19 protein-coding genes are annotated in these 24,858 nt (G+C 67.0%); 7 read left to right on the top strand and 12 right to left on the bottom strand.

The genetic code is table 11. The annotated features are described in order from the left end of the window. The first annotated feature begins 88 nt into the window (after positions 1-88). On the top strand, positions 89-1,237 hold the full coding sequence (locus ACGFI6_RS03075; protein WP_393114903.1) for a glycoside hydrolase family 76 protein: 1,149 nt from the start codon (positions 89-91) through the stop codon (positions 1,235-1,237). Here the strand turns inward: ACGFI6_RS03075 and ACGFI6_RS03070 are convergent. Both ACGFI6_RS03070 and ACGFI6_RS03065 read right to left on the bottom strand, forming a co-directional pair. Further along, positions 1,224-3,329 carry a hypothetical protein gene (locus tag ACGFI6_RS03070; RefSeq protein ID WP_393114902.1) on the bottom strand — a complete coding sequence of 702 codons (2,106 nt, stop codon included), beginning with the start codon at positions 3,327-3,329 and terminating at the stop codon, positions 1,224-1,226. The genes ACGFI6_RS03075 and ACGFI6_RS03070 overlap by 14 nt on opposite strands. A gap of 7 nt (positions 3,330-3,336) precedes the next feature. Continuing rightward, positions 3,337-4,767, bottom strand: a complete 1,431-nt coding sequence (locus tag ACGFI6_RS03065; RefSeq protein WP_393114901.1) for a cellulase family glycosylhydrolase — start codon at positions 4,765-4,767, stop codon at positions 3,337-3,339. Between the two features lie 206 nt (positions 4,768-4,973). Between ACGFI6_RS03065 and ACGFI6_RS03060 the strand changes: the two genes are divergently transcribed. Beyond that, positions 4,974-5,975, top strand: a complete 1,002-nt coding sequence (locus ACGFI6_RS03060) for a LacI family DNA-binding transcriptional regulator (RefSeq protein ID WP_393114900.1) — start codon at positions 4,974-4,976, stop codon at positions 5,973-5,975. Between the two features lie 60 nt (positions 5,976-6,035). Beyond that, the gene (locus ACGFI6_RS03055; protein WP_393114898.1) at positions 6,036-9,104 is read left to right on the top strand and encodes an alpha-N-acetylglucosaminidase TIM-barrel domain-containing protein; all 3,069 of its coding nucleotides are present in this window, start codon (positions 6,036-6,038) and stop codon (positions 9,102-9,104) included. A gap of 14 nt (positions 9,105-9,118) precedes the next feature. Here ACGFI6_RS03055 and ACGFI6_RS03050 read toward each other — a convergent pair whose 3' ends face one another. The 3 genes from ACGFI6_RS03050 to ACGFI6_RS03040 are packed head-to-tail and all read right to left on the bottom strand — an operon-like array spanning position 9,119 to position 12,373. Then, entirely contained in the window at positions 9,119-9,502 is a 384-nt protein-coding gene (locus ACGFI6_RS03050; RefSeq protein ID WP_393114897.1) for a nuclear transport factor 2 family protein, read from the bottom strand. Between the two features lie 9 nt (positions 9,503-9,511). Next, on the bottom strand, positions 9,512-10,525 hold the full coding sequence (locus ACGFI6_RS03045) for an alpha/beta hydrolase (RefSeq protein ID WP_393114896.1): 1,014 nt from the start codon (positions 10,523-10,525) through the stop codon (positions 9,512-9,514). A gap of 54 nt (positions 10,526-10,579) precedes the next feature. Beyond that, the gene (locus tag ACGFI6_RS03040; RefSeq protein WP_393114895.1) at positions 10,580-12,373 is read right to left on the bottom strand and encodes a glycosyl hydrolase family 28-related protein; all 1,794 of its coding nucleotides are present in this window, start codon (positions 12,371-12,373) and stop codon (positions 10,580-10,582) included. A gap of 83 nt (positions 12,374-12,456) precedes the next feature. Here ACGFI6_RS03040 and ACGFI6_RS03035 point away from each other — a divergent pair, with 83 nt between their 5' ends. The 3 genes from ACGFI6_RS03035 (at position 12,457) to ctaD (ending at position 16,043) form a co-directional block, all read left to right on the top strand. After that, positions 12,457-13,530, top strand: coding sequence for a substrate-binding domain-containing protein (locus tag ACGFI6_RS03035; RefSeq protein WP_393114893.1), 1,074 nt, complete (start codon positions 12,457-12,459; stop codon positions 13,528-13,530). A gap of 282 nt (positions 13,531-13,812) precedes the next feature. Further along, entirely contained in the window at positions 13,813-14,310 is a 498-nt protein-coding gene (locus ACGFI6_RS03030; protein ID WP_393114892.1) for a TraR/DksA family transcriptional regulator, read from the top strand. Positions 14,311-14,318: 8 nt separating this feature from the next. Next, positions 14,319-16,043 carry a cytochrome c oxidase subunit I gene (ctaD, locus tag ACGFI6_RS03025; protein ID WP_393114891.1) on the top strand — a complete coding sequence of 575 codons (1,725 nt, stop codon included), beginning with the start codon at positions 14,319-14,321 and terminating at the stop codon, positions 16,041-16,043. A gap of 1,733 nt (positions 16,044-17,776) precedes the next feature. Here the strand turns inward: ctaD and ACGFI6_RS03020 are convergent. Beyond that, positions 17,777-18,145 carry a cupin domain-containing protein gene (locus ACGFI6_RS03020; protein ID WP_393114890.1) on the bottom strand — a complete coding sequence of 123 codons (369 nt, stop codon included), beginning with the start codon at positions 18,143-18,145 and terminating at the stop codon, positions 17,777-17,779. Next, positions 18,145-18,831, bottom strand: a complete 687-nt coding sequence (locus ACGFI6_RS03015) for a helix-turn-helix transcriptional regulator (protein WP_393114889.1) — start codon at positions 18,829-18,831, stop codon at positions 18,145-18,147. Before ACGFI6_RS03015 ends, ACGFI6_RS03020 begins: the two co-directional genes overlap by 1 nt. Before the next feature lie 90 nt (positions 18,832-18,921). Between ACGFI6_RS03015 and ACGFI6_RS03010 the strand changes: the two genes are divergently transcribed. Next, a complete protein-coding gene (locus ACGFI6_RS03010) occupies positions 18,922-19,290 on the top strand; it encodes a hypothetical protein (protein WP_393114888.1) in 369 nt (122 codons plus the stop codon). Here the strand turns inward: ACGFI6_RS03010 and ACGFI6_RS03005 are convergent. The 5 genes from ACGFI6_RS03005 to ACGFI6_RS02985 all read right to left on the bottom strand — a co-directional run bounded on the left by ACGFI6_RS03005 (position 19,287) and on the right by ACGFI6_RS02985 (position 24,803). After that, positions 19,287-19,649: a DUF488 domain-containing protein gene (locus ACGFI6_RS03005; protein ID WP_393114887.1), complete on the bottom strand. Its 363-nt coding sequence runs from the start codon at positions 19,647-19,649 to the stop codon at positions 19,287-19,289. The genes ACGFI6_RS03010 and ACGFI6_RS03005 overlap by 4 nt on opposite strands. After that, positions 19,646-20,083, bottom strand: coding sequence for a MarR family winged helix-turn-helix transcriptional regulator (locus tag ACGFI6_RS03000; RefSeq protein WP_393114886.1), 438 nt, complete (start codon positions 20,081-20,083; stop codon positions 19,646-19,648). Before ACGFI6_RS03000 ends, ACGFI6_RS03005 begins: the two co-directional genes overlap by 4 nt. Positions 20,084-20,201: 118 nt before the next feature. Then, positions 20,202-22,886 (bottom strand): pyruvate dehydrogenase (acetyl-transferring), homodimeric type, encoded by a 2,685-nt coding sequence (aceE, locus tag ACGFI6_RS02995; RefSeq protein WP_393114884.1) that lies wholly within the window; start codon positions 22,884-22,886, stop codon positions 20,202-20,204. Next, complete coding sequence (locus ACGFI6_RS02990; RefSeq protein ID WP_393114883.1) at positions 22,883-23,800, bottom strand: universal stress protein; 918 nt, start codon at positions 23,798-23,800, stop codon at positions 22,883-22,885. The genes aceE and ACGFI6_RS02990 overlap by 4 nt, the downstream gene beginning before the upstream one ends. A gap of 202 nt (positions 23,801-24,002) precedes the next feature. After that, complete coding sequence (locus ACGFI6_RS02985) at positions 24,003-24,803, bottom strand: hypothetical protein (RefSeq protein WP_393114882.1); 801 nt, start codon at positions 24,801-24,803, stop codon at positions 24,003-24,005. Between the last annotated feature and the right edge of the window lie 55 nt (positions 24,804-24,858).

The following is a 24,858-nucleotide window of genomic DNA, read 5'->3' as shown; positions in this document are numbered from 1 at the left end:
CGATTGAACCAGTGGGCTCGGCACTCGCGCATATGAACGCTATGCTACCCAAATTCATAGGGTCAATCGTCTGCGATAGAACGTAGGCATGACTACCGCGGGTGGGCTGCCGGCCCCGACGTTTGCCGAGCCGGATCTGGTCCGGACCATGAATGCTTTCCTCGCGGCGTACGGGCTGGGGGACGGTGACTTCCGCACCGATCTGGAGAACGCCGCGACGATCCACTTCTGGGAAGCGGCCTTCATCCGGCAGACCCTCGTCGACGCGTCGCGGCTGACCGGGCAGTGGAAGGACCAGATCAGCCAGACCTACTACCGCTACGAGAACACGCACTCGGTGGATCGGTTCGGCAACCCGAAGTGCTGGATCGCCAACGACACGGACTGGAACGACGACTACTCCTGGGCGGTCCAGTTCGCGCTCGCGGCGTACGGGGCGACCGGCGATCGGCACCTGCTCGACCAGGCGAAGTGGCACACCGACTTCTTCTACCGCGACTTCTACGACAACACGCATGGTGGCGGGTTCTGGCGGGAGCGCGGCACCAAGGACCAGAAGGACGTGCCGTCCAACGGGTTCGCGATCGCCGCGGCAGAGCTGGCCCGCTACTACCCGACCGAGGCGGTGCACAACAATCCGCTGGACACCGACAAGACCTACCTTCAGATCGCGAAGGACACCTACGACTGGCTGAAGGCCAGCTTCCTGCGTCCCGACGGCGGATTCGAGAACTCGATCTCCGGCCGGCCCTGGGACGACAACCTGTACACGTACAACGCCGGCGTGTTCCTCGAACTGGCAGCAAACCTGTACGACCAGACGAAGGATCAGGCCTACATCACCGACGGTGTCCAGGTGGCGAACTTCGCGAAGGCCCACTTCACCACCGGCGATGTCGTCGTGTACGAGGACGATGCCAACGGCAACGGACTCTATCGGCCGGACCCGGTCGAAAGCTACGAGATCGTCTTCAAGGGAATCCTCCTGCGCGGCCTGTACAAGTTCATCACCCGCACCGGCCAGACGTCCTTCCTGGACTGGCTCTCCACGAACGCCCAAGCCGCCTACGACCACCGAACCAACGACCTACCGTCCGCAGCCTTCGACCAACCCCTCACAAACGCCCGCGCCACCGGCACAGCCACCGCCCTGGCAGCAATGACCTACACCCTCGCCGTCCCCACAGCCTTGGGTGGTGCCGTGGGGGCGGGCGGGGGTGGGGTCAGGCGCGGGTGAAGGCGCGGATCTCGACGCTGTACGGTGCCGCCGACAGCGAACCCGTACTGGTGTCGAATGCCAGGTCGGCGACCGTGACCTGCGGCGCTTGGCCGACCCTGTTGGTGGCGTCGAGGGTGGTGCCGGTGAGCCGCCAGAGCTTGCCGTTCGGCCGGGCCTTGAACCCGTTGAGCGACAGGTCGATCTCCTGCGTGTCGGGTGTGGCGTTGACGGTTGCGACTGTCAACGTCTTGCCGTCGGCCGACAGCGCGGCCATCGCGTCGACGGGGTACGTCGGGCTCCCCGCGTTGACACTGGGCTGGTCGCCACCGGGTGGGTAGTTCGGTGCCGGCTGGGGTGAGCTACCCGTGAGGGCGACCGGGGTGACGCCGAACCGCTCACGATAGAGCTTGAACAGCACTCCGGCTCCGCTGTAAGTCGAGTCGGTCTTGTTGTACGACAGCCACGACGTGCCCATCGTGTAGGCCGCCATCGTGAGGAAGTCGCTGGCCCGGAACATCTCGTGCAGCATCATGGCGAGGCCGAACAGCTGCTTCATCCCGCTCGCCTTCTGGAAGCCCCACTCGTCGATGCTGACCTTGATCTGGTTCTGCACCAGCTCCGGGAAGTCCTTCGTGTACAGCTCCCAGTTCTCGCGGACCGACTTGATGTAGTTGGCGCCCCGGCGGACCGAGTCCACCATCGGTTCGGCCGGCGTCACGTCGACGTACTTGCCCTGCTCGAGGTCGAAGCGCTGCGTGGTTCCGTAGCAGTGCTCGGAGATGATGTCGAACTTCCCGGAGCTGCTCGTCAGCAGCCGGTGGTTCCAGTCGGTCAGCGAGCCGTACTCGACCTTCACCGGCGTCGGCTGCACGATCTGCCGGCTGCTCGGGTCGATGTAGTACGGCAGCCGGTGGACGGTCATGCTGGCCGGGAAGGCGCCGACCGCGACGATCGCGATCGAGGAGTCCACCTTGCGCATCGCGTCCGCGAACAGGTTGTGCTTGATCATGTAGTGCGCCGGCGTCATGTAGCCCAGCTGCCAGAAGCCGAACATCTCGTTGCCGACGGCCCAGTACTTGACGCCGTACGGCTTGGGGTGGCCGTTGGCGGCGCGGCGCTGACCCATCGGGGTGTCGGCCTTGCCGTTGACGTACTCGACCAGCAGCGCCGCCTCGCGGGCGGACCCGAAGCCGGTGTTGACACACGGGTACGGCTCGGTGCCGAGCAGGTCGCACATCGCCAGGAACTCGTCGGTGCCCACGTCGTTGGACTGCGGGTTGTTGCGGTCGGGGTCGAAGGTCGTCGGGCGCAGGTCGGGATCACCGATCGCGTTCTGCCAGTCGTGGCCGGAGACGAAGTTCCCGCCCGGGAAGCGCCAGAAGCCGCCCAGGCCGCGGAGCAGGTCGATGGTGTCCTTCCGGAAACCCTTGACGTTGTCGCCGGGCATCAGCGACACGGCCCCGACCCGGAACGATCCCGTTCCGGTACCGGAGATCTCCAGTGAGCCGGTCGTCGTCGCGGCCTGGGACTTGAAGCGCAGCGGGATCGTCTGCCAGCCCTTCTTGACCGCGAGTGTCACGCTCTGGCTCTGCCCCGCGCCGTCGCCCCAGCTCAGTGTCGCGACAACATGGGTGCCCGGGTCGCCCGCGATCACCACCCGGCCGACGTACGCCTTCGCGGCAAGTCCCAGTCCGGTCTGTTTGATGCCCCGGGTCTCGGACCTGCTGAGCGTGACCCGTGGCGACTGCTCGCCGACGTACGGATCCCGCTGGTCCATCGTGACGTCCGCGGCCGGGCCGACCGGCCGCCACTTCCTGGTGTTCGGGCTCTGCAGGTCGACCGCGAGGTAGAACTTCCGGTCGGCGAGCACCTCCGACCAGAGGCTGTCGTAGACGAGCGTGCCGATGTGCTCGATGAAGGCGCCGTAGACGTACGGGAGGATCGGCGCGGACATCTTCGTGGCGTCGATGCCGGCGGTGATCGACGGATCCGCGGCGTACGCGGTGCTGCCGATGGTGGCCGACAGACCGGTCGCCAGCCCGGCTGCCACGGTTGCCTGGATCACGGTACGGCGGGAGATGCCGTTGTTCTCGGTTGACGTGCTGTCCATCTGGTCCTCAACCTTCCCTCAACGCTGCTGCTGTGGACGGGTCAATCTCTGGTGCTCGCACCGCGGTGGCGAGCCGATCGCGGGTAAGGCAGCGATCGAGCCGAAACGAGTCGGCCAGCTCTTGGACCTGCTCGACCCCGAGACCGGCGAACGTGCGCGCGAAGTCCTCGACCAGCGGCTCGGCGAGCAGGATGTGCCGGACCAAGGTCGCGATCCACTGCCGGCGGCCGAACGGCGGCGGGTCGAAGGACGGGAACTCCGTGTCGAAGGTCCGATCGATCGGGTCGAGCAGGTGCCGGACGCCAGTGTCGACGGAGCCCCAGGCGTCGACACCGAGTCGCGCCTTCTTGGCCAGCACCGGCGCGATCTGCCGCAGGTACGGCGATTCGGGTGCGACATGTACGAGTCCCTGGAGCCCGATGTCCTTGTACGTCCACAGGCTCCAGCCGGCGCCGTACCGGTCGTAGATCTCCAACTGGTCGTGAAGCACGCGGTACCGCGACTCGTCCTGCTCGGGGTCGCCGGAGTACACCGGCCCGAACTCGCCGACCCAGATCGGTGTGCCGGTCTCGCGCATGTACTGCGCCCGCTCCAGGAACTTCGCCTCGACCGTTGCCTGGTCGACGTACCGCCCGCGCGAGATGCCGGGGTACTTGCCGGAGTCCGCGAAGCCGGCCAGGGCGTAGTCGTGCAAGCTGTAGACGGTGTTCGGCCACGGCTCGCCGAAGAACGCGAAGTCGGTCGCGTGCTCGTTGCCGTCGAGGAAGATCACAGTGTCCGGATCGACCGCGCGAACTGCTGCATACAGCCGGGAGTAGAACGTAGCGAGACTGCTGCCGTTCGGGGCGGCCGGTTCGTTGAGCAGGTTGTAGCCCGCCACCCAGGCATTTGCGCGGTACCTGTCAGCCAGCGCCTCCCACAGATGCACCACGCGATCCTGGAAGTCCCGGTGCTGCCAGAACAGCGAGATGTGGGTCGGGTTGTCGCTGTGCCAGCGCTGGTTCTGGAAACCGGGTGCGGCATGCAGGTCGATGATCGTGTAGATGCCGTGCCGGGCGCAGATCTCGATCGCGCGGTCCAGCAGCCGGAAACCCTTGTCCTTCAGGACTTTCGGCTGCCCATCGTCCTCGAAATGGCGGTAGTTGACTGCCAGCCGGACACAGTTGAACCCGAGCGAGGCCAGGTACGCGGCATCCTCGTCGGCGAAGAACGTCTCGTAGAAACGGTCGAAGAACGCGTCGTAGACCTCGTCGCCCAGCACCTCGCGCAGTGTCTGGCGCTGCAGGTCCTCCGTCGCGGGGTAGCCGGTGACGAAGTTCTCCATGCTCAGCCAGCCGCCGAGCCCGACACCACGCAGCCGGACGCGCCGGCCGCTCCGCGTCTCCAACTCGGTGCCGGCTACCCGCAGCCTGACGTGGTCCTGCGATGGACGATGCATGACGAGGCCTTCCTCGACTCCGCAATGGCCCTGAAAGTTTCCGAATATTTCGACTGGAACGCTAAGTCCAAGTCCATTGGCCGTCAATACTTCGAAGCAATTCACGCGCCGCTGAGCGGCGATTCAGGCTGCACTCCGGCGTGTGTAAACTGTCGGAAACTGCGCCGAAATTTCTGCGAGGGTTGGTTGTGGCGAAATCAGGTCGGGTGAAGATCAGCGATGTCGCACGTACCGCCGGGGTGTCATCGCCGACGGTGTCCAAGGTCCTGAACGGACGCGCCGAGGTGTCCCCGGAGACTCGGGAACGCGTCCAGGAGGCGCTCCGGGCGCACAACTATCAGCGTCGTCCGAGCGGCAAGCAGCCCAGGGCGGGGCTGGTCGACCTCGTCATCAAGGAGCTCGCGACGCCCTGGTCGGTCGAGATCATCCGCGGAGCCGAGGACGCCTGCCGGGCGGCCGGCATCGGTCTCGTGGTGTCGGCGGTGCACAGCGCCCAGTCGGACGCGCAGCGCTGGCTCGACAACCTCGCCGGCCGGCACTCCGACGGCGTTCTGCTCGCCGTCTCGAACCTCGGGCCGGCCGAGCGCGAGCGGCTCGACGCACTCGGCGTGCCCCTGGTGCTGATCGATCCGATGGGCGATCCCGAACCGGGCATCCCGTCGATCGGATCGACCAACTGGGCCGGGGGACTGGCCGCCACCGAACATCTTGTCGATCTCGGCCACCGGCGGATCGCGATGATCGCCGGGTTGCCGCACCTGCTCTGCACGCAGGCCCGGCTCGGCGGATACCGCGCGGCGCTGGAACGCGCTGGGATCACGCCCGACCCCGAGCTGCTGCGGTTCGGCGACCACTTCCCGCCCAGCGGGGAATCGGCTGCGCTCGAGCTGCTGGACCTCGCCGAACCGCCGACGGCGATCTTCGCCGGCACCGACCTCCAGGCCTTCGGCGCCTACAAAGCACTGCAGCAGCGCGGCGTCCGCGTCCCCGACGACATCAGTGTGGTCGGCTTCGACGACCTCGCCGCCTGCGACTGGGTGACCCCACCGCTGACGACGGTCCACCAGCGACTCGTGGACATGGCCCGAATGGCCGTCGAGGTGATCGTCCAGGGCGGCGCCGACGCCGACGAACCCAGCCGCCTCGAACTGGCCACCCAGCTGACCATCCGCGAAAGCACCGCACCGCCACCTCAGCTCTTTACATAGACAGGATTCATTAATATCTTTCGCATGGTCGCTGGTTCCTCGGGGTGATCAGGAGAGGTCATGCGTCGGTCACTACAGTCCGCGTTAGCGCTCGTCGTCGTTGTGTTCGGAAGCGTGCTCATAGCTCCTGCCTCCGCGCTGCCCGCGCCACCAGGGCCCGAGCAGCGTGACTGCCGGGCGTCGTCCGCTCCGGCGCAGCAGGCGTTGTTCGCCCGGGTCGCCGGTCGGGTTGCGGCTCGTCAGGTGTGTTTCGAGATCAGGCCGGCGGCGGACGGCGTCGAGCGGTTCACGATCTCGGGTCATCGGGGCCATGTGACGATCAGTGCGACGACCGCCTCGGCCGCGAACCAGGGGGCAGGGTGGTACCTGAAGTACGTGGTGCACGCCGCCGCGAACCTCGGGAACCCGCATCCAGTGGTGCCGACGCCGATGCCGGCGCCCGCACGGCCGATCACGCAGACGGCCAACACCGCGAACCGGTACCTGGGGAACGACACCCACGACGGATACACCGATCCGTACATGGGGTGGGACCAGTGGCAGTCGATGCTCGACATCTACGCGCTGCACGGCATCAACCAGGTGTACGTACTGCCTGGATCCGATGCGGTGTACCAGCGGGTCCTCCAGGACTTCGGGTACTCGGCAGCGGAGACGCGGGCCTGGATCCCGTTGCCGACGACGCAGCCGTGGTGGGCGATGCAGAACGTGTCCAACTACGGCGCACCGATCTCTCAGGCGCTGCTCGACCAACGGGCCGCGCTCGGGCGCAGGATCGCCGATCGTGCGCGTGGGCTGGGTATCGTGCCGGTGCTGCCGGGCTTCATCGGAACCGTGCCCCAGGACTTCGCTGCCCATGCTCCGGCCGGAACGAAGGTGATCCCGCAAGGGAACTGGTCCGGACAGCCGCGGCCGGCCTGGCTGGCGCCGACGGATCCGTTCTTCGCCGAGGTCGCGGCGTCGTACTACCGGCACGCCGACGAGCTCCTCGGGAAGAGCTCGATCTACCGGATGAATCCGTTGCAGGAAGGCGGCTCGTCCGGCGGCATCCCGCAGCAGGACGTCACCTCGAGCATCATGGCGACACTGCAGGACAGCGAAGCCGGCGCAACCTGGATGCAGCTCGGCTGGCAGGGGAACCCGACGGCCGCACAGTTGGCCGGCATCGCCGACAAGAGCCGATTCGTCGTCAGCGACGGCCTGTCCGACGCCACCGCAACGTTCGGGCGAGAGACCGCCTGGCCTGACACGAAGTACCTCTTCGGCTCGATCTACTCCTACGGTGGGCACACGGTGATGGGCGCCACCGGACAGCTCTGGATCGATCGGTACTACAACCAGCTGGATGCTCCGGGCAACAACATGACCGGGATCGCGGTGATGCCCGAGGGGTTTGAGGACCCGGCCGCGTTCGAACTGCTGTCCGAGCTGCCGTGGCACGATGCGGCGTTCGATCTCGGCGACTGGATGAAGGACTATGCGCACGGCCGGTACGGAACCACCGCCGCCGCCACGGCGTGGAACATCATCGGCTCGACCGCGTACACCCTGCCGAGGCCTTCGAACGGTACGCACGCGGAGCCGGCTGAGTCGCTGTTCGTCGCACAGCCGAGCCTGACCGCGCGGAATGCGGATCCGGCGTCTCCGAAGCAGCAGCCGTACGACACTGCCCGGTTCGCGACGGCGCTTCCGCAGTTGCTGCTCGCGGCGCCGAGCGTCGTGCAGAAGGCGGCGTACGACTTCGACCTCGCCGAGGTGGCGTCGACGGTCACCGGCAACGCGACACGGACACTCCTGCCCAGGATCAACTCGGCGTACCAGGTCAAGGACGTCGCGACGTTCAACGACCTGACTGCGCGGTGGCTGAAGCTCATGGACCTCACCGACGATGTCATGGGGACTGTGCCTTGGTTCATGATCGGCAGCTATGTCGCCAGCGCGACCTCGACCGCAGGGCCGGACACTGTTGCTCAATCACAGCTCGTCACGTCCTTGCTTTACCTGTGGACGAGTTGGGTGGATCCCGCCGACGGCTACAAGGCGGGCTCACTGAACAACTACGCCAACCACACCTACAACGGACTGGTCCGCGGTTATTACAAGCAGAACTGGCAGGCGTACTTCGACACGCTGACGACGGCGATGCGGGACGGGACCGCGCCCGCGCCGATCGACTGGATCGCCCGCGCGAGCAGCTTCGTGACCTCCGCGCCGACGTTCGCGACCGCACCGGCCGGAAGCGCGGTCGCCGCCGCTACCAGGATCGCGGACGCGTTGTCCTTGTCCCCGCTCGTGGTCACGAACCCTGCATCGAACGCATGGCTGCCGACGTCTCCGTCTGTCATCGAAGGGATCGGAGCGCCCGCAGGCACGGTGGTATTGAGTGAGGCCGGTGTACCTGTGTGCTCGGCCGTCGTACGAGCTGACCACACGTGGGCTTGTTCGATCGCCACGCTGCCCAACGGCCTGCACGACCTCACCGTCAAGGAGACCGCCGGCGGCAAGCACTACGCCACAACCACGCGGTTCGTAATCGGACTGACGCTGGTCGACCACTGGACCATGGACAGCACCACGATCAAGGATGCGGCCCGAGGTGGCTACGACGGCACCCTGATCGGGGATGCGACCGTACAGCCCGGCAAGGTCGGTGGCGCAGTGCAGTTCACCGGGGGAAGCGGGACGATCACCACCACCGCACCGGATCTGCCCGGCCCGTGGTCGGTCGGAGCGTGGGTCAACATCACCGGCGGCTCGAGCAGCATGGCCTTGCTGAACAGCGACACCTCGATCGTCAAGATCAACTCCAGCTCGGGCAAGGTGGGCGTCACCCGACGCAACATCGCCGACTACACCGTCAACTATGTCGTCCCCAAGGCGACCTGGACCTATCTGACGTACGTCGACGACGGAAGCCACATCACCATCTACGCGAACGGTGCCGCGGTCGGCACGATCAACACCAGTACGTCTCTCGGCCGCGCGGCCGTCGGCAGCCTGCCACCCAAGGACGCGACGGTCGGCGCGGTCGACGAGGTCTCGGTATTCTCCGGGGCACTGACCGCTGCCCAGGTTCAAACCCTCTACACGTCAGCCCAGCAAGGACTTGCGCCGGGGGTGGGTGGCTGACTAGGGCGTATTTCCTAGGCGCCGGATGATCCGGCGGCGTCGTCGGCGAGGTATGTGCCGTGCCCGCGCTCGACCAGGCCGTGGTTGTTGAGCTCAAGCACCTCGCTGACGAGGGCGCCGGTGTGGTTGCGGTAGTTGATCACGATGGTGCTGACTCCGGTGTAGACGTGGACGACCTCGAAGTGCAGGTCGGGGATTTTCTCGAGCCCGACAGCCCAGTAGCCGCGGATCGCCGGCTTGCCGCGAAGGACGCCCTCCGTCTCCGGAAGCAGCTGTGCCGCAACCGGAGAGGAGAACTCGGCGTCGTCGGTGAAGTGCGAAAGCACGGCATCGAGATCGTGCGCATTCCATGCCGCAACCCACTGCTGAGCGAACACCTGAGCCGATGCAGTATCCATACGTGCACGCTACTGCTTGACGCCGAGGGCGCCGAGGAGCATCGGGAGTGACGCGCGCATCTCGCGCTTCCAGTACTCCCAGCCGTGCGTGCCGGGTCCGTAGAAGTTGGTGGTGAGGTGCTTGGCGCCGGCCTGCTGGAGGGCGTCGGCAAGTGCGTGGTTCTGGCGGTTGAAGTCGGCCTCGAGCGGGTCGAACTTGCCGGGCGGATCGAAGGGTCCGGCGGTGCCGTCACCTGCGGACAGGTAGACGGGGATGGACTTCAGCCGGTGTGCCAAGTAGTACGGGTCGTGCTGCTCCCAGATCTGACGCTGGGCGACAGGGTCTCCCCACACGCGCAGGGGATCGTTGCCCTGCCCGGCGAAGAAGCCCATGATGCGGTTGATCGACTCGTCGTTCAGCAGTGGGTGGGCGGAGCCGGAGTACGACGCGGCGGCGCGGAACATGCCCGGATGACGCGCGGCGTACAGGAGTGCTCCCTGGCCGCCCATCGAGAGGCCGGCGACGACGCGATCACTGCCGGCACCCCAGCCGTGTTCGAGCAGGTCCGCGAGTTCGACGGTGTGGAACGTTTCCCAGGCGGGGTCGCCGCCGGCGCCGTAGTTCCACCAGTTGCTGTACCAGCCGTTCCAGCCCGCTTCGGGCATCACGACGAGGACCCTGCGCAGGCTCGGGATGTCCGCGATGCCAGTACCGGTCCACGACTTGTAGTCGCCGCAGCAGCCGTGCAGCAGCCACAGCGTCGGCCAGTGCTGACTGCGGTCCGAGGGGTTCCAGCCGTCCGGGGTGAGCAGCCGGACGTTCACGGTGCGGCCGCCGAGCGCGGGCGACCGTACGGTCAGGTCGGTCAACCGGTCGGCGACCTGCGTAACGGCGACGACCTCGGCGTGCTTGGCCTGCACCTGGGAGGTCGGAGTGGGCGCCGACGCAAGCGTGGCCTGGGCAGCTGGTAGCGGCAGGAGAGCGACGAGGAGTGCGATGGCGAGCAGCGCTCGCCGGGCCAAGGCGGACAGGTGTGGAATCACGAGCAACCTCCGGGGCGGATCGGGTATGTGCTCACAGCTGATGTCAGCAGGGGATCAGTTGGTGTCGAAGGTGTCCGGCGAGTCGTTCTGGAAGGCGGGCTGGCCGGGCCGCAGGTGCTTGATCGTCGTACGCGTGAAGGTTCCGGTTCCGGTGACGCCGCTGTTCACCCAGATGCCCTGGCTCGCGGGCCCGTCGATCGTGGTGTCGGTGATCGACGCGTTGATGAAGGTGCGGTCGACGAACAGGCCGGCGCGAAGGGCTCCGCGTAGGACGTTCCGCTCCATCGTCACATTGGTGTAGGCGGTGGGGAAGAACGACTTCGGCCCGGGCGAGCCGATCCGGACGCCTTGCCGTACGCCGTTCCAGCCGCCGCCCCCGATCAGGACGTTGTCGCTCACGGTCGCGGATTCCAGTGGCCGGCCGGTGTCGCCGAAGATACTGATCTCCATCGCGCTGTCGGACGACACCGTGTAGACGAGATTGTTCCGGACCTCGACGTTCTTGCCGCCGGCGATCCGGATGCCGTTGGCCCAGTACGGTGCGACGGCGGTGTTGTTGAGGATCTTCGTACCGGTCATCTGGCTGTTGTCGGCCGTGGCGCCGGCGTCGGAGTACGTCGCGAAGGCGTCGTCGCCGGTGCCGCGGGCGAAGTTGTTCCGGATCGTGAGGTTGATCCCCAGCTTGTCGGGGTTGTACTTGTTGCTGTTGTTGGCGTTGAAACCGTCGCCGTAGCTGTCCGCGGTGCGGCTGTTCCGGACGGTCCCGTTGGTGCCGGACAGCCAGTTGGCGTCGGTGTGGCGCGTCCAGATCCGGTCGATCAGCCAGCCGGTGCCGCCGGTGTTGAAGCCGTAGTCGTCGCCACCGGCGTCATGCAGGCCGCGGTAGACGGCGTTGGAGTCGACCTGCAAGTCCGAGACCGTGGTGCCTGAGCCCACCACGATCTGCGACCGCCAGCCGATCGGCGGGGGTGAAAGCGGAACCCTCCGGTAGATGGTCGTGTACCACATGCCTGCGCCCTGGACCTTCACACCGGTGAAGTCGAGTGCGGTCGGTGCCAGGCTGTTGGTCAAGTACTTGCCCGACGGGATCCAGACCGACTTGTGCTGCGTCCGTGCGTCATTCACCGCGGTCTGGATCGCGATCGTCGAGTCCGTGCCGAACGTCGGGTCCGCGCCGTACGAGATCACCGAGAGGGAGTTGGCCGGCTGGGTACGGGCCGGGCCGACGTTCTCGAGGTCGACCGAGTCGATGGCGTACGACGGCGAGGTGCTGGACGGGTCCTTGCGAAAGGTGATTGCGCTGCCCGGGGCGATCGGGGGACCGCTGACCCAGACCGGGAACTCGTTGTAGAAGTGCAGGGCCTGACCGCCGCCGTTCGGGTCGTCCCAGTTCGTCTTGGACTGCCGGTAGACCCAGGACTGCTTCGAGCTCAGTGCGATGTTCTGCCGGAAGGCGCCGTTGACGTACAGCGCGATCGGCGCCGTGATGCCGCCACCGGTCGGCGTGTCGGGTAGCGAGGCGCGCACGACCAGCGTGTTCGCGGGCTTGCCTGTGGTGTTTCTGACCGTGACGGAATCGCCGGTGTTCGTCAGCTCGACGAGGCCGTAGCCGGACGCCTCCAGTTCGAGGTTGGCATCCTTCGGTACGACCATGCCGGGGGTGAATCTGCGGAGTGCGGCGCTGCCGTGCAGGATGCCGTTCTCGGCCTCGAGGATCGAGAACGGCAGGTTGGCACCGACGCTGACGGGCGGTGGCGGGACCGCGGCGGTGGCTGGTGGTGCCGAGTTGCCGGACACGACCAGGGCGCCGCAGACGAGGGCTGCCAGATAGGTCATTGTGCGACGCATGGGGGCGGGATGCATCGAGGTCCACCTCTCATTTAATATAGTAAGTGGAATTCGTATGCTAACCGCGTTTGGGAGCTGAGGGAATGGTCCCGCTGTATCAGCAGATCAAGCAGGCGCTGCGCGACGAGATCGACGGCGGCCGGTTCGACCCGGCGGAGCCGTTCGTGACCCAGCGAGAGGTGTGCGAGCGATTCGGGGTCAGTTCGATCACCGCGGTCCGGGCGCTGAACGACCTCGTCGCCGACGGTGTGCTGATCCGGCGCCGCGGCGTCGGGACCTTCGTGGCGCCGTCGCGGCGACGCGACCCCAACCCCGGGACCATCGCGTGCATCGTCAACGCGTTGCACGGGCTGCGCGGCGCGCACTTGGCGAGCATCCTCACGGCGGCCGAGGAGATCTGCGCCGACCAGGGGTACCAGTTGTTCCTGCAGAACTCCGCGGAATCGACCGAGCGTGAGGAGGTGGCCCTCCGCAGGGCGCTCAACCTCGGTGTCGACGGCATCCTGCTCTATCCGGTGCAGGGTCGCTCTGCCTCCGACGTGTACGCCGAGGCCGGCCGGCGCCAGGTGCCGCTGGTGATGATCGACCGCTACCGTCCTGACGTACCGACCGACGCGGTGGTGGCCGACAACGTCGACCTCGGACTGCGTATCACCGACCGGTTGATCGGGATCGGACATCAGCGCATCGCGACGCTGTGGGGCGAGACCGAGTGCACCAGTGTCACCGATCGTCACGCCGGGCACCTGCAGTCGCTTCGCAGGGCGGGCTTGCCGGTCCGGCCGGATCTCGTTGCACTGCGGCCGTACGAGCCACTGGAGGAGAAGCGCCGGCTGGCGATGTTGTCCGGCCTGCTCCGATCGGCTGAGCCGCCAACGGTCTTGCTCTGCGCGAACGGCTACGTGCTCGCGATCGTCGCGCACGACCTGGCGCGGCTCGGTCGCCGGATTCCCGACGACATCCAATTGGCCTGCATGGACGACTCCGGTCCGTACGAGACGCTCCCGCTCGCGGCGGAGGCAGTTCTCCCGTCGGCGGAGCTGGGGCGTCGCGCAACAGAGTTGCTGATCGAACGCATCACGCAGAAGGCATCCGGGCCGCCGCAGCAGGTGGTGCTGCCAGTCCAGGTGCGGGAAGCCCGGACTACAAGCCTTTAGTTACGGCCCTGTCGGACGGTGCGGCGTGCGAGACCCAGCGCTCCTACTCGCCGCACTCCACACGAGGCACCGTCACGGCCAAGGCTGTGTCCAAAGTATGTCGTGTTGCGATAGAACCCAAGGTGCCTGAGGGGGTTGCCGGGATTCGGCAACGAGGGCGTCCCAGCTTCGCCGATCGGGCACGTGGCCGGGCTGCGTACGAGACGGCATCGTCGGGATCGTACGGGCGTGGAGAGCGCGGTCAGCGCCGTTCCACGATCCGTGCCGACGAGGAGGTTTTCGATGACCGACCTGGACCAGGGCGCACCACCCAGCACCCCCCGAGACCGGCAGACCGTCGACACGCAGCGGTACCGCCGCGACCTCGAACACCAGCGCAGTCTCCGTCTCAACCAACTCACCGACCTGACGTACGAAGGGCTCGCCGCCTCCGACGATGCCCGGAGTGAGGTGACGGCGGCGCTGATGCGAGCCGCCCGAGCTGCGTTGGCAGAGATCGATGCTGCACTGTTCCGGCTCGCGATCGGCCGCTTCGGGAGTTGTCAGCGCTGCGGTCGAGAGATTGCACTGGATCGCCTCAAAACGCTTCCCATGGCGAGTCTGTGCGTGGAGTGCCAGTACACGGTGGAGGCGAACGGTTCGCTGCGATCGCAGGTGCCGCTGTGGACCGTACGGGAGTCTGCCGCCGAAAGGGCGGATCGCGAGCCGCCGGCCGCCGACATTGTTGAGGTGTGGGGCCTGGCGTCGTTTCCGGCCAGTGATCCGCTGGCCAACTGGTGAACGCGCGGATGACCGGCATCGTAGAGCGATCGACGGCACCGGCCATCAGTGGCCGTCGGCGGCCGAAAGGCCGGTTGATGATGAAGTGGCTGACGACGACGGACCACAAGCTGATCGGCCAGTTGTACCTGATCACGTCGTTCACGTTCTTCCTGATCGGCGGCGTGATGGCGCTGATCATCCGCGCCGAGCTGGCCAAGCCGGGCCTGCAGATCGTGAACGAAGAGGTCTACAACCAGCTGTTCACGATGCACGGCACGATCATGCTGCTGCTGTTCGCGACGCCGCTGTTCATTGGGTTCGCCAACGTGATCATGCCGGTCCAGATCGGTGCGCCGGATGTCGCGTTCCCGCGGCTGAACATGTTCAGCTATTGGTTGTTCCTGTTCGGTGGGCTGATCGCGTTCAGCGGCTTCTTCACCCCGGGCGGTGCGGCCGACTTCGGCTGGTTCGCGTACGCGCCGTTGTCCGACGCGGTCCGTTCGCCCGGTCTCGGTGGTGACCTGTGGATCATGGGTCTGTGGATGGCCGGTCTGGGCACGATCCTCGGCGCGGTCAACTTCATCACCACCGTCATCTGTCTCCGTGCGCCCGGGATGACGATGTTCCGGATGCCGATCTTCACCTGGAACGTGTTCATCACCTCGCTGCTGGTGCTGATCGCGTTCCCGATCCTGGCCGGCGCGCTGCTGATGCTCGAGGCGGATCGGTCGCTCGGGGCCCATGTCTTCAACGCGGCGAACGGCGGGCCCATCCTTTGGCAACACCTGTTCTGGTTCTTCGGGCATCCCGAGGTGTACATCATCGCGCTGCCGTTCTTCGGGATCGTCACCGAGATCCTGCCGGTCTTCAGCCGTAAGCCGGTCTTCGGCTACCTGGGCCTGGTCGGCGCGACGATCGCGATCGCGTTCCTCTCCGCAAGCGTGTGGGCGCACCACATGTTCGCGACCGGCGCGGTCAGTCTGCCGTTCTTCTCGCTGATGTCGTTCCTGATCGCGGTTCCGACCGGGGTGAAGTTCTTCAACTGGATCGGCACGATGTGGGGCGGGTCGGTGTCGTTCGAGACGCCGATGCTGTGGTCGATCGGCTTCATGACGACCTTCCTGTTCGGTGGCCTGACCGGCGTCATCCTCGCCTCACCCGTCCTCGACTTCCACGTCACCGACTCGTACTTCGTGGTCGCGCACTTCCACTACGTCGTGTTCGGCACCGTGGTGTTCGCGATGTTCGCCGGGTTCTACTACTGGTGGCCGAAGTTCACCGGGAAGATGCTGAACGAGCGCCTCGGCAAGCTGCACTTCTGGCTGCTGTTCATCGGCTTCCACACGACCTTCCTCGTGCAGCACTGGCTGGGTGTGGAGGGCATGCCGCGCCGGTACGCCGACTACAGTCCGAGCGACGGCTTCACCACCCTCAACCAGGTCTCCAGCATCGGCGCGTTCATCCTCGGCGCCTCCACGCTGCCGTTCCTGTACAACGTCTACAAGTCCCGCAAAGCGCCGGTGGTCCGCGTCGACGATCCGTGGGGCTGGGGCCGCTCGTTGGAGTGGGCAACCAGTTGCCCACCGCCACGACACAACTTCGACGAACTACCGCGGATCCGTTCCGAGAGCCCCGCCTTCGACCGGAACCACCCCGACCTAGCCCTCCACAAGCCCCATGCGTCAGAGGACAACCTGCTGGACAAGAGCCCTGACAAGCCTCCCGAAGAAACCGCAACTGGAGACGCATGAGGCACAAACACGACGGCCGCATGCAACGGGATCACCGACGGCTGCGTGAAACGGGATCACCGACGGCTGCGTGAACGGGATCACCGTAGGCTACTCGCTGGCTCGCTGGCTCGCTGGCTCGCTGGTCGCCGCTCGTTGGCTCGCTGGTCGCTGGTCGCTGCTCGTTGGGTCGCGGGTCGCGGGTCGCTGGGCCGGGTGGTGGGTGGTCGGGTGGGTCGGGTGGTCGGGACGTGATGACGTACGCGCCGCTGAGCACCCCCCGGGCACCCGTCCCCCTCCCCATTCCGCCGAGTCGTGGCGTTTGGCTCCAGCCGGGATCGCCGATTCGTGGATCGAGCCTGCAATCGGCCGCATTTCACAGCCAAAATCCCCGACTCGCCGAACCGTGAGCAACTCCCGCACGACGAGCCGACGAGCCGGCGGGGCGAGGACCGGCGGGGCGAGGATTGGCTGGGCGTGGGCCGGCGGGGCGAGGGGCGAGGTTGGCTGGGCGTGGGCCGGCGGGGCGAGGGTTGGCTGGGCGGGGTTGGCGGGGCGAGGGTTGGCTGGGCGGGGTTGGCTGGGCGGGGTTGGCGGGGCGAGGGTTGGCTGGGCGGGGTTGGCGGGGCGAGGGTTGGCAGGGGCGCGCCCGCTCGTGCGCTGGCAGAGGTGGATATCCGCTGGTCTTGAGGGTTCTTCGCTTGCACACCAGTGGAGAACCCTGTCCACGAGCGGATATGCGGCTCTCCTGTCGGATGTGTGGGTGGACCGACGGCGGACGGGCATACCCCCACCACTGCTTGTCCGAACCCACCATTGCCTGTCCGAACCCTCCGCCACCGCCCTCGCACGCCGCCCAGTTCACCAGCCAACCGACCAACCGGCCGGGCAGGGCAGGGCAGGGACATTTCGACAGGTAGTGCACCCCGAGACGCTGTACGCTCGGTGCACTTTCACGCTCAGGTGTACTACCCACAGGTCAGACACCGACCGACACGTCCTGTCGAATTGTCCGCCCCGCTACTCCCGGACCACGTGCAGCCAGAGCAGCGTCAGGTGCGCCGGTCGCGAGCGCGAGCCGACATCGCTGGTGTCGGCGCCACGCCGTCGTCCGCACAGAAGGTAGGAGGGCCGGTCATCTACTCGTGGTGTGGGTTCTCTGCTGGTGCACCGGCGGAGAACCCTCACCGCGAGTGGATGTCCGGCTGTTGTGATGTAGGGGTGAATCGCCACCTGCCCGCCATGCGGCAGTCGGGCAGGTTCCGTCGAGTCGTGAATCTTGGTAGTGAAATACAGGGCAAACGCAGCCTCGATCCACGACTCGGTGGACCGGGGGCCAGCCGAACGCCACGACTCGGCGCGAGCCCGCATGGAGGGGTAGGACAGGAGGGTCGCGGATCGCGTGCCGCATCACCGAACCGTGCCCGATCCTGCTGCCCCATCCTCCTGCCCCATCCTCCTGCCCCATCCCGCTGCCCGATCCGGTGCACGGCTCAGTGAGGGAGTGGTCAGCACCCACACATCGGACACAAGAGCCGGATATGCATTCGTGGTGTGGGGCGGGTGCTGACTGGCGAGGGCGCGGTCGGTACGTGGGTTGAGAGGTGGGCGTACGGCGAGCGGCGTTGTCGCCGATGGCACTACGCGGCCGGGACGGCGCTTCGGGACCGGGAGGGCGCTACGCGAGCGGGATGGTGCTGCGGGGTGGGGATGGTGCTGCGCGGTGGGGATGGTGCTGCGGGAGCGGGATGGTGCTACGCGGCGGGCCAGGAGGCGACGCGGGTGATGAAATCGGGGGGTGAGGCAACGATCATCATGACGGCGTGGTCGGTGCCTGGGTTGGTCAGGCTGACGCGTTCGCCGGTGGCCAGGTGTGCGACGGCGCCGGGGGCAAGGTCGTGCTGCTCGTCGCCTTGCCGCAGCCGGATCGAGCCCGAGATGTGGACGAGGACGATTTCGGACGGCCCGTGGTCGTGCTCGGGCAGGCCACCGCCGGGCGGGATCCAGACCTGGACCATGGCGATGGTGTCGGAGGTCTCGGGCGCTACGAGTACTTCCATCGTCGGCCCACCGGGGATCGGCGCCCGGCGCCGAGGTGTGCTGCCGATCCTCGTCAGGTACATCACTTGCTCCTCGTACGGCGTTGGCGGGTGTTGGTGGGGGATAGATGGACGATGCAGGCGTCGGGTTCGGCGAAGGGTTCGAGGGTGGTGGCGGTGATGGGGGCGCGGAGTTCGGTGAGGGCGCCACGCATCAGGCCGAGGTGGAGGGGGCAGAGGGTTGCTGAGTACTCCTCTGCGAGTTCCAGGAAGGGGCAGTGCCGCAGCCGGATGCGCTCGCTCGACTCTGTGTCGGGTTCCGGGGCGAACCCGAGGTCGGTCATCATCGCGGTCAACCGCTGGGTGGCTTCGGTGGCGGTGGGCTGGCGGGGTGGGGGGATGTGGTCGATGAGGTAGCTGCCCCAGTTGCGGCCCGCGGTCTCGGCGGTGGCCTCTGGGTTGGGGGCGGTGGAGAGTTGGCTGAGGAGGATTTTGGCGAGGAGTTGGTACTGGCGTTGGCCGCCGCGGTCCATTCCGGGGTGTGGTGTGTGGACGGTGCGGGGGCGGCCGCGGCCGGTGGGTTGTTCGAGGTGACGGTCGACGAGGCCTTGGGCGACGAGGGCGTCGAGGTGGAAGCGCACGGTGTTGGCGTGGATGCCGAGTTGTTCGGCGAGTTCGGTGACACCGAGCGGGGTGTCGGCGGTGCGGAGGGCGTCGAGTACTGCGCCGCGGTGTGACTTCGTACGGTCGTCCTGGATGCCTGTGGCCATGGTGATCTGGGCTCCTCAGCAGGTACTTGTATTTACTACAAATAGCACATGTGATAATTATTGGAAACCTTGTGGGAGGAGAGTGGCGTCATGGCGCAACCAACGGTCCGGGTTCTGGCCGACGTACGTGAACTCGTCGAGGACTCGGCCGTACCGTCAGGCGCTCGCTGGACGCTCGCCGAGCCAGGTCGCCAGCTCGATGCGAACCTGATCCATCTACCGGCCGGGCATCAAGTGGACACCCACACCGAGCCGGACCTCGACGTCGTACTGGTAGTCGTCGCAGGAGACGGCGCCATCGGCACACCGGACGGTGTACAGACTCTTGCCGAGGGCAACATCGCCTGGCTGCCACACGGCTCGACCCGCAGCGTCACCGCCGGCACCGACGGCCTGTCCTACCTGACCGTCCACCGACGCCGCCCCGGCCTGCAGATCAAGCAACGTCCCGCTGACTAGCTCTCCCGGAGAAGACCGGCCAGTACGGCTGCCTGGCTGTGCTCCACGTCCTTGGTTGCGGTCAGCAACGTCACCGTCGACTCCTTGGCCAAGGTACGCAGGTGGTCCAGGGCTTCTTGTTGTGCCGGCTGCGCAAGCTCGTCGCGGTAGCGAGTCTCGAACTCCGCAAACTTCTCCGGGACGTGGCCGTACCATTTGCGCAGCTCCGTGGATGGCGCGACGTCCTTCGCCCACTCGGTGATCGCGGCCGCTTCCTTGCGGATCCCACGGGGCCAAACCCGATCGACCAGGATCCTGAGTCCGTCGTCGGCCGCAGCCTGGTCGTAGATCCTGCGGACCTGCACTGTGTGGCGCGTCATCCGGCACCGCCGGTGGTGTCGCTCCAGTCGGGCGCTGCGAGGGCCGTACCCATGCGTTGAAGCTCGTCACGATGGAGTGCGCTCAGCCGCGCCAACGCCTTCTCGCCCTGGCGCGTCATCTCCACCCGGACAACCCTGGCGTCCGTCGGATCCGAAGCCCTGGTCACCAGGTCTTGCGCCTGGGCGCGGTTCACGAGTTCGCCGACGCTGTGATGACGCAGTTGAAGCCGATCGGCCAGTTCGCTGACGCTCGCCCACTCGCGGCCGGGAAATCCCTTCAATGCCAGCAGGAGCTGGTACTGCTGCGGAGTCAGGCCCTGACTGCGAACAACCTGCTCGCTGAAGCGCAGGTACCGGCGGATGGCGAACCGGAAACGGGCCAGCGCCTCGAAGTCCGCCTTCGTCAACGGCTCTACGGCCTGCTTGTTGTGCAACGTGTCGGCTGCATGTGAATCACGTCCTCAGTGGCTGCCCCGGAGGGCCGATTCTCTCCAAGCCTATCGTCCCGCGATACAAATCCGGGTCAGGGCGAGGGTCGCGGCGAGGAGGCACTCAGTTGTCATGATGTGCTCCTTCCAGGTCGCCGCATTCGGCCAGCTGCTGCAGTGTCCGTACGACGATTGCCTCGGCGTCGATGCCGAAGTGGCGGCGTAATGCATCGCGGGTGTCGGAGTGGCCGAATCCGTCGGTGCCCAGCGACGTCCAGGGCCTGCGGACGAAGGGCGCGATTTGGTCGGGCACTGCGCGCATCCAGTCCGAGACCGCGAGGACGGGTCCTGTGGTTTCGTCCAGTCGCCTTGTGACATAGGGGATCCGGGGAGGCTGGTCGGGGTACGAGTGGTTCCATTCATCGGCGGCGAGCGCGTCCCGACGAAGCTGGGTCCAGGACGTCACGGACCACACGTCGGCGCGGACTCCCCACTCGGTCTGCAGGAGATGTTGCGCTTTCATTGCCCAGGGCATCGCGATGCCGGAGGCAAGGATCTGCGCCTTTGGGCCGTCTCCTTCGGGAGCGGGAGAGTAGCGGTGCATGCCGGCGAGGATCCCGTCGATATCGACATCGGCGGGCTCGGACGGTTGGGCAATCGGCTCGTTGTAGAGGGTCAGGTAGTAGAACACGTTCTGGTCCTCGCCGGCCCGCGGTTCTCCGTACATGCGCCGGAGCGCGTCAGCGGTGATGTGGCCGAGCTCGAACGCATAGGCGGCGTCGTAGGCGAGGCACGCGGGGTTGGTCGATGCCAGCAGCAACGACTGGCCGTCCTGGTGTTGCAGGCCTTCACCGTTGAGAGTCGTACGTCCCGCGGTCGCGCCGAGCAGGAAGCCCCGGGTCATCTGGTCGGCCGCGGCCCAGAGTTGGTCACCGGTGCGCTGGAACCCGAACATCGAGTAGAAGATGTACAGCGGGATCATCGGCTCGCCGTGCGTGGCGTACGAGGTGCCGGCCGCGATCCAGGACGCTGCGGAGCCGGCCTCGGTGATGCCCTCGTGCAGGAGGACGCCGTGGACGTCCTCGGCGTAGCTGAGCATCTGGTCCCGGTCCACCGACAGGTACGTCTGCCCGTGCGGGGAGTAGATCTTCTTGGACGGGAAGAGCGAGTCCAGCCCGAACGTACGGGCCTCGTCGGGGATGATCGGTACGAACCGGTGGCCGATCTCCGGGTCCTTCATCAGCTCCTTGAGCAGCCGGACGAACGCCATCGTCGTGGCGACCTGCTGACGGCCCGAGCCGCGGCGCGCTACCTCGTACGCCGACTCGCCGGGAAGCGCGAGCGGTGCGTTGTGGACCGTACGGGCCGGCAGGTAGCCACCGAGGGCGCGGCGCCGCTCGTGCAGGTACTCCAGCTCGGGTGAGGCCTTCGGCGGCCGATAGTACGGCGGCGTGACCGCGTCGAGGTCCTTGTCGGGGATCTCCAGGAACAGCCTGTCGCGGAAGCCCTTCAGGTCCTCGAGAGTCAGCTTCTTCATCTGGTGGGTGGAGTTGCGGCCCTCGAAATGCGACCCGAGCGTCCAGCCCTTGATCGTCTTGGCCAGGATCACCGTCGGCTGCCCGGTGTGCGCGGTCGCGGCCCGGTAGGCGGCGTACAGCTTGCGGTAGTCGTGGCCGCCGCGCTTGAGGTTCCAGATGTCGTTGTCCGACAGGTGTTCGACCATCGCGGCCGTCCGGGGATCCCGGCCGAAGAAGTGTTCGCGGACGAACGCACCGGACTCGGCCTTGTAGGTCTGGAAGTCCCCGTCGGGGGTCGTGTTCATCAGGTTGAGCAATGCGCCGTCAGTGTCGGCGGCGAGCAGCGGGTCCCATTCGCGGCCCCAGATCACCTTGATGACGTTCCAGCCGGCGCCACGGAAGTACGACTCCAGTTCCTGGATGATCTTGCCGTTCCCGCGGACCGGGCCGTCCAGGCGTTGCAAGTTGCAGTTGATCACGAAGGTGAGGTTGTCCAGCTCCTCGCGGGCCGCCACCCCGATCGCCCCGAGGGCTTCGGGCTCGTCCATCTCGCCGTCGCCCAGGAACGCCCAGACCCGCTGGCCGCTGGTGTCCTTGAGGCCGCGATGGTGCAGGTACCGGTTGAACCGGGCCTGATAGATCGCGTTGATCGGCCCGAGTCCCATCGACACGGTCGGGAACTCCCAGAAGTCAGGCATCAGCCGCGGATGCGGGTACGACGGCAGTCCGCCGCCGAGGCCGGCGTACGAGAACTCCTGACGGAACCCGTCGAGCTGATCGCTGCTCAGCCGACCCTCCAGGAACGCCCGCGCGTAGATCCCCGGCGAGGCATGGCCCTGGAAGTAGATCTGATCGGCTCCGCCCGGCGCATCGTGGCCGTGGAAGAAGTGGTTGAAGCCAACCTCGTACAGGGCAGCCGCCGAGGCGTACGTGGAGATGTGTCCACCCACGCCGACACCCGGCCGCTGCGCCCGATGCACCATCACCGCAGCGTTCCAGCGGTTGTACGCCCGGATCCGCCGCTCGATGTACTCGTCACCCGGGAACTCGGGCTCGGCCTCGGGAGCGATCGTGTTGAGGTAATCGGTACTGAGCAGGTTCGCGACCCCGACGCGCCGGTCCCTGGCCCGCTGCAGAATGCTGAGCATCAAGTACCTGGCCCTGTTCTGCCCGGCGTGGTCCACGACCTGGTCCAGCGATTCCAGCCACTCCTGGGTCTCCGAGGGATCCAGATCGAGCAGCTGACTATGCAGCCCCAGACTCTCGGGCAGGCCTTGCGGCGTCGGCGTCATGCCTGCTCCTCCAGATCGGCGAACTGGTGCGCAGGCGAGCGTTTCGTAGCCCTCGTCCGGTGCGGGTGGACCACGGCGACCGGGCACGGAGCATGGTGCAGTACGGCCTGACTGACCGATCCCAGAAGCATCCCGGTGAAGCCGCCACGCCCGCGTGATCCGACCACGATCAGCTCCGCGCCGTCGGCTTCGTCGATCAGAGCCTGGGCGGGGTGACTGTGCACCAGCTTCGTTTCCACGTCGATGCCCGGGACCAGAACTCGTTCGCTCTCCATCGCGGCGGCGAACAGTTGCTGGTCGACCTGCTCGACGATGTCCGCGGGGACCTGCAGGGATGGATGCTGTCGGGTCGGCATCGCCGCGTGTACGGCGGTGATGCCGACGCGGCGGCGTTCGGCCTCCTGGAATGCGAACCGGATCGCGGCCGCCGAGACGTCCGACCCGTCCACGCCGACGACCACCCGGCCGACCGGCGAGACGGGGAACGCGGTGCCGTCGCGGTGCGGGTGGACGACGATCACCGGGCACGGGGCGTGCGCAGCAACGGTGGCGCTGACCGAGCCGACGAGCAGCCCGCGGAAGCCGCCGAGACCCCGACTGCCGACGACAACCAGTTGGGCGGCGTGTGCCTGGCTGAGCAGGGTCGGTGCGGCCGCGCCGCTGAACAGTTCGGCGGTCACTCTGACGTCGGGGGCTGCCGCGCGCCTGCTGTCGTTCATGGGTTCGGTCAGGTCGAGGCCGAACGGGTCCGCGATGACCGGCCAGCTGAAGGTGTGAACGACGTGCAGCGGACAATGCCGGTACGAGGCCTCAACCGCCGCCCAGGCGAGCGCCGCCTGCGCGGAGGCCGAACCGTCGACGCCGACCAGGACCGGCCGCCGGCCGCGATGATCTACCGCAGTTGTCAAGGTCATGTGGCCGCTCCCGTCGTGGTTGCCCCCGCGACCTCGACTCTGCCGCTCCGGGTCCACGGCGGATACGGCGACGATCGGCGAACCTGTGACTGGGCTTATGGCCGACGTCCGGCAACGACACGCCACCGGACGTGGCCCAGAGCCTGGCTCCGCAATGCAGCCGGGCTGCGGGCGGTCCGGAGAGCGTTGGCCGGCGGCTGGGTCAGGTTCCGGAGCCGGTGCTCAAGGCGGCCTTCGCCTTTGTTGCTGCGATGGTGGTCGCACCGTCGATGTCTTCCGGGGCGCCGGCGACGACGGTGACGGCGAGTACGACGTCGTCGACGCCGGTGGTGACCATGGTCACCTCGAGGCCGTCGAGCGGTCCGCCGGTGGCGCTGAAGCGTACGGCGAACGGATTGGTTCCCGCCTTGGGCGCCGAGACCTGGCTGACGCTGATCGGTGAGCGGCCCTCGCCGGGGATCGTCAGGGACATCGTCCGGCAGCTCGCGACGGCCTTCTGGAAGGACCGTTGCAGTGCAGCCACCGCGGTGGTCGAACCCATCCAGTCGAGGCTTTCATCGATGAACGGTCCTTGCGCGCCGCCGGAGTACGACCGGGCAGCGGACGACTTGGAACCGGGCGGGTTGTCGGCATTCGTGAGCGCGACGAGGCGGGCGCAGCGCGAGTCCTTCGACGAGACGGTCACGGCAGGTCCGTCGTCAGCGGTGTCCTTGTCGATCGAGAACCCCGCCGGCAGGTCGGTCAGCACCAGAAGGGCCTTGGTGAGCTCGGCAGCGGTACGTACCGCCTTCGGCGCGGGCGTCGACGGCGCAACTGTGGGTGTTGCGGCCGGCGTCGCAGAGGTCGTCGACGCGAGCGTGGGCGTCGTACTGGTCGTGCTCGTCGTAACGGAACTGCTCGCCGACGGAGCGGCCGACCCCTTACCGGAGCCGCCGGAGCAGCCGGCCAAGGTCAGGACGAGCGCGGCGCCGGCGATCGCAACCGGGCGAAGAGGATTGAGCACGATGGACTCCTGGTGTTCGGGCATAGGGCAGGACGTCGCCGACCAGACTTCCCGG

This window comes from Kribbella sp. NPDC048928, assembly GCF_043197975.1.
In the GTDB taxonomy this organism is placed as follows: Bacteria; Actinomycetota; Actinomycetes; order Propionibacteriales; family Kribbellaceae; genus Kribbella.
This window is presented reverse-complemented; position numbering and strand designations above follow the sequence as displayed.

Excerpts from the sequence above, each read along its gene's own strand:
- ACGFI6_RS03035 (WP_393114893.1), top strand. The coding sequence starts at position 12,457 with ATGGTCCCGCTGTATCAGCAGATCAAGCAGGCGCTGCGCGACGAGATC.
- ACGFI6_RS03065 (WP_393114901.1), bottom strand. The coding sequence starts at position 4,767 with ATGCATCGTCCATCGCAGGACCACGTCAGGCTGCGGGTAGCCGGCACC.
- ACGFI6_RS03050 (WP_393114897.1), bottom strand. The coding sequence starts at position 9,502 with ATGGATACTGCATCGGCTCAGGTGTTCGCTCAGCAGTGGGTTGCGGCA.
- ctaD (WP_393114891.1), top strand. The coding sequence starts at position 14,319 with ATGACCGGCATCGTAGAGCGATCGACGGCACCGGCCATCAGTGGCCGT.
- ACGFI6_RS03010 (WP_393114888.1), top strand. The coding sequence starts at position 18,922 with ATGGCGCAACCAACGGTCCGGGTTCTGGCCGACGTACGTGAACTCGTC.
- ACGFI6_RS03020 (WP_393114890.1), bottom strand. The coding sequence starts at position 18,145 with ATGTACCTGACGAGGATCGGCAGCACACCTCGGCGCCGGGCGCCGATC.
- ACGFI6_RS02990 (WP_393114883.1), bottom strand. The coding sequence starts at position 23,800 with ATGACCTTGACAACTGCGGTAGATCATCGCGGCCGGCGGCCGGTCCTG.
- ACGFI6_RS03005 (WP_393114887.1), bottom strand. The coding sequence starts at position 19,649 with ATGACGCGCCACACAGTGCAGGTCCGCAGGATCTACGACCAGGCTGCG.
- ACGFI6_RS03040 (WP_393114895.1), bottom strand. The coding sequence starts at position 12,373 with ATGCGTCGCACAATGACCTATCTGGCAGCCCTCGTCTGCGGCGCCCTG.
- ACGFI6_RS03070 (WP_393114902.1), bottom strand. The coding sequence starts at position 3,329 with ATGGACAGCACGTCAACCGAGAACAACGGCATCTCCCGCCGTACCGTG.
- ACGFI6_RS03015 (WP_393114889.1), bottom strand. The coding sequence starts at position 18,831 with ATGGCCACAGGCATCCAGGACGACCGTACGAAGTCACACCGCGGCGCA.
- aceE (WP_393114884.1), bottom strand. The coding sequence starts at position 22,886 with ATGACGCCGACGCCGCAAGGCCTGCCCGAGAGTCTGGGGCTGCATAGT.
- ACGFI6_RS03055 (WP_393114898.1), top strand. The coding sequence starts at position 6,036 with ATGCGTCGGTCACTACAGTCCGCGTTAGCGCTCGTCGTCGTTGTGTTC.
- ACGFI6_RS03030 (WP_393114892.1), top strand. The coding sequence starts at position 13,813 with ATGACCGACCTGGACCAGGGCGCACCACCCAGCACCCCCCGAGACCGG.
- ACGFI6_RS03075 (WP_393114903.1), top strand. The coding sequence starts at position 89 with ATGACTACCGCGGGTGGGCTGCCGGCCCCGACGTTTGCCGAGCCGGAT.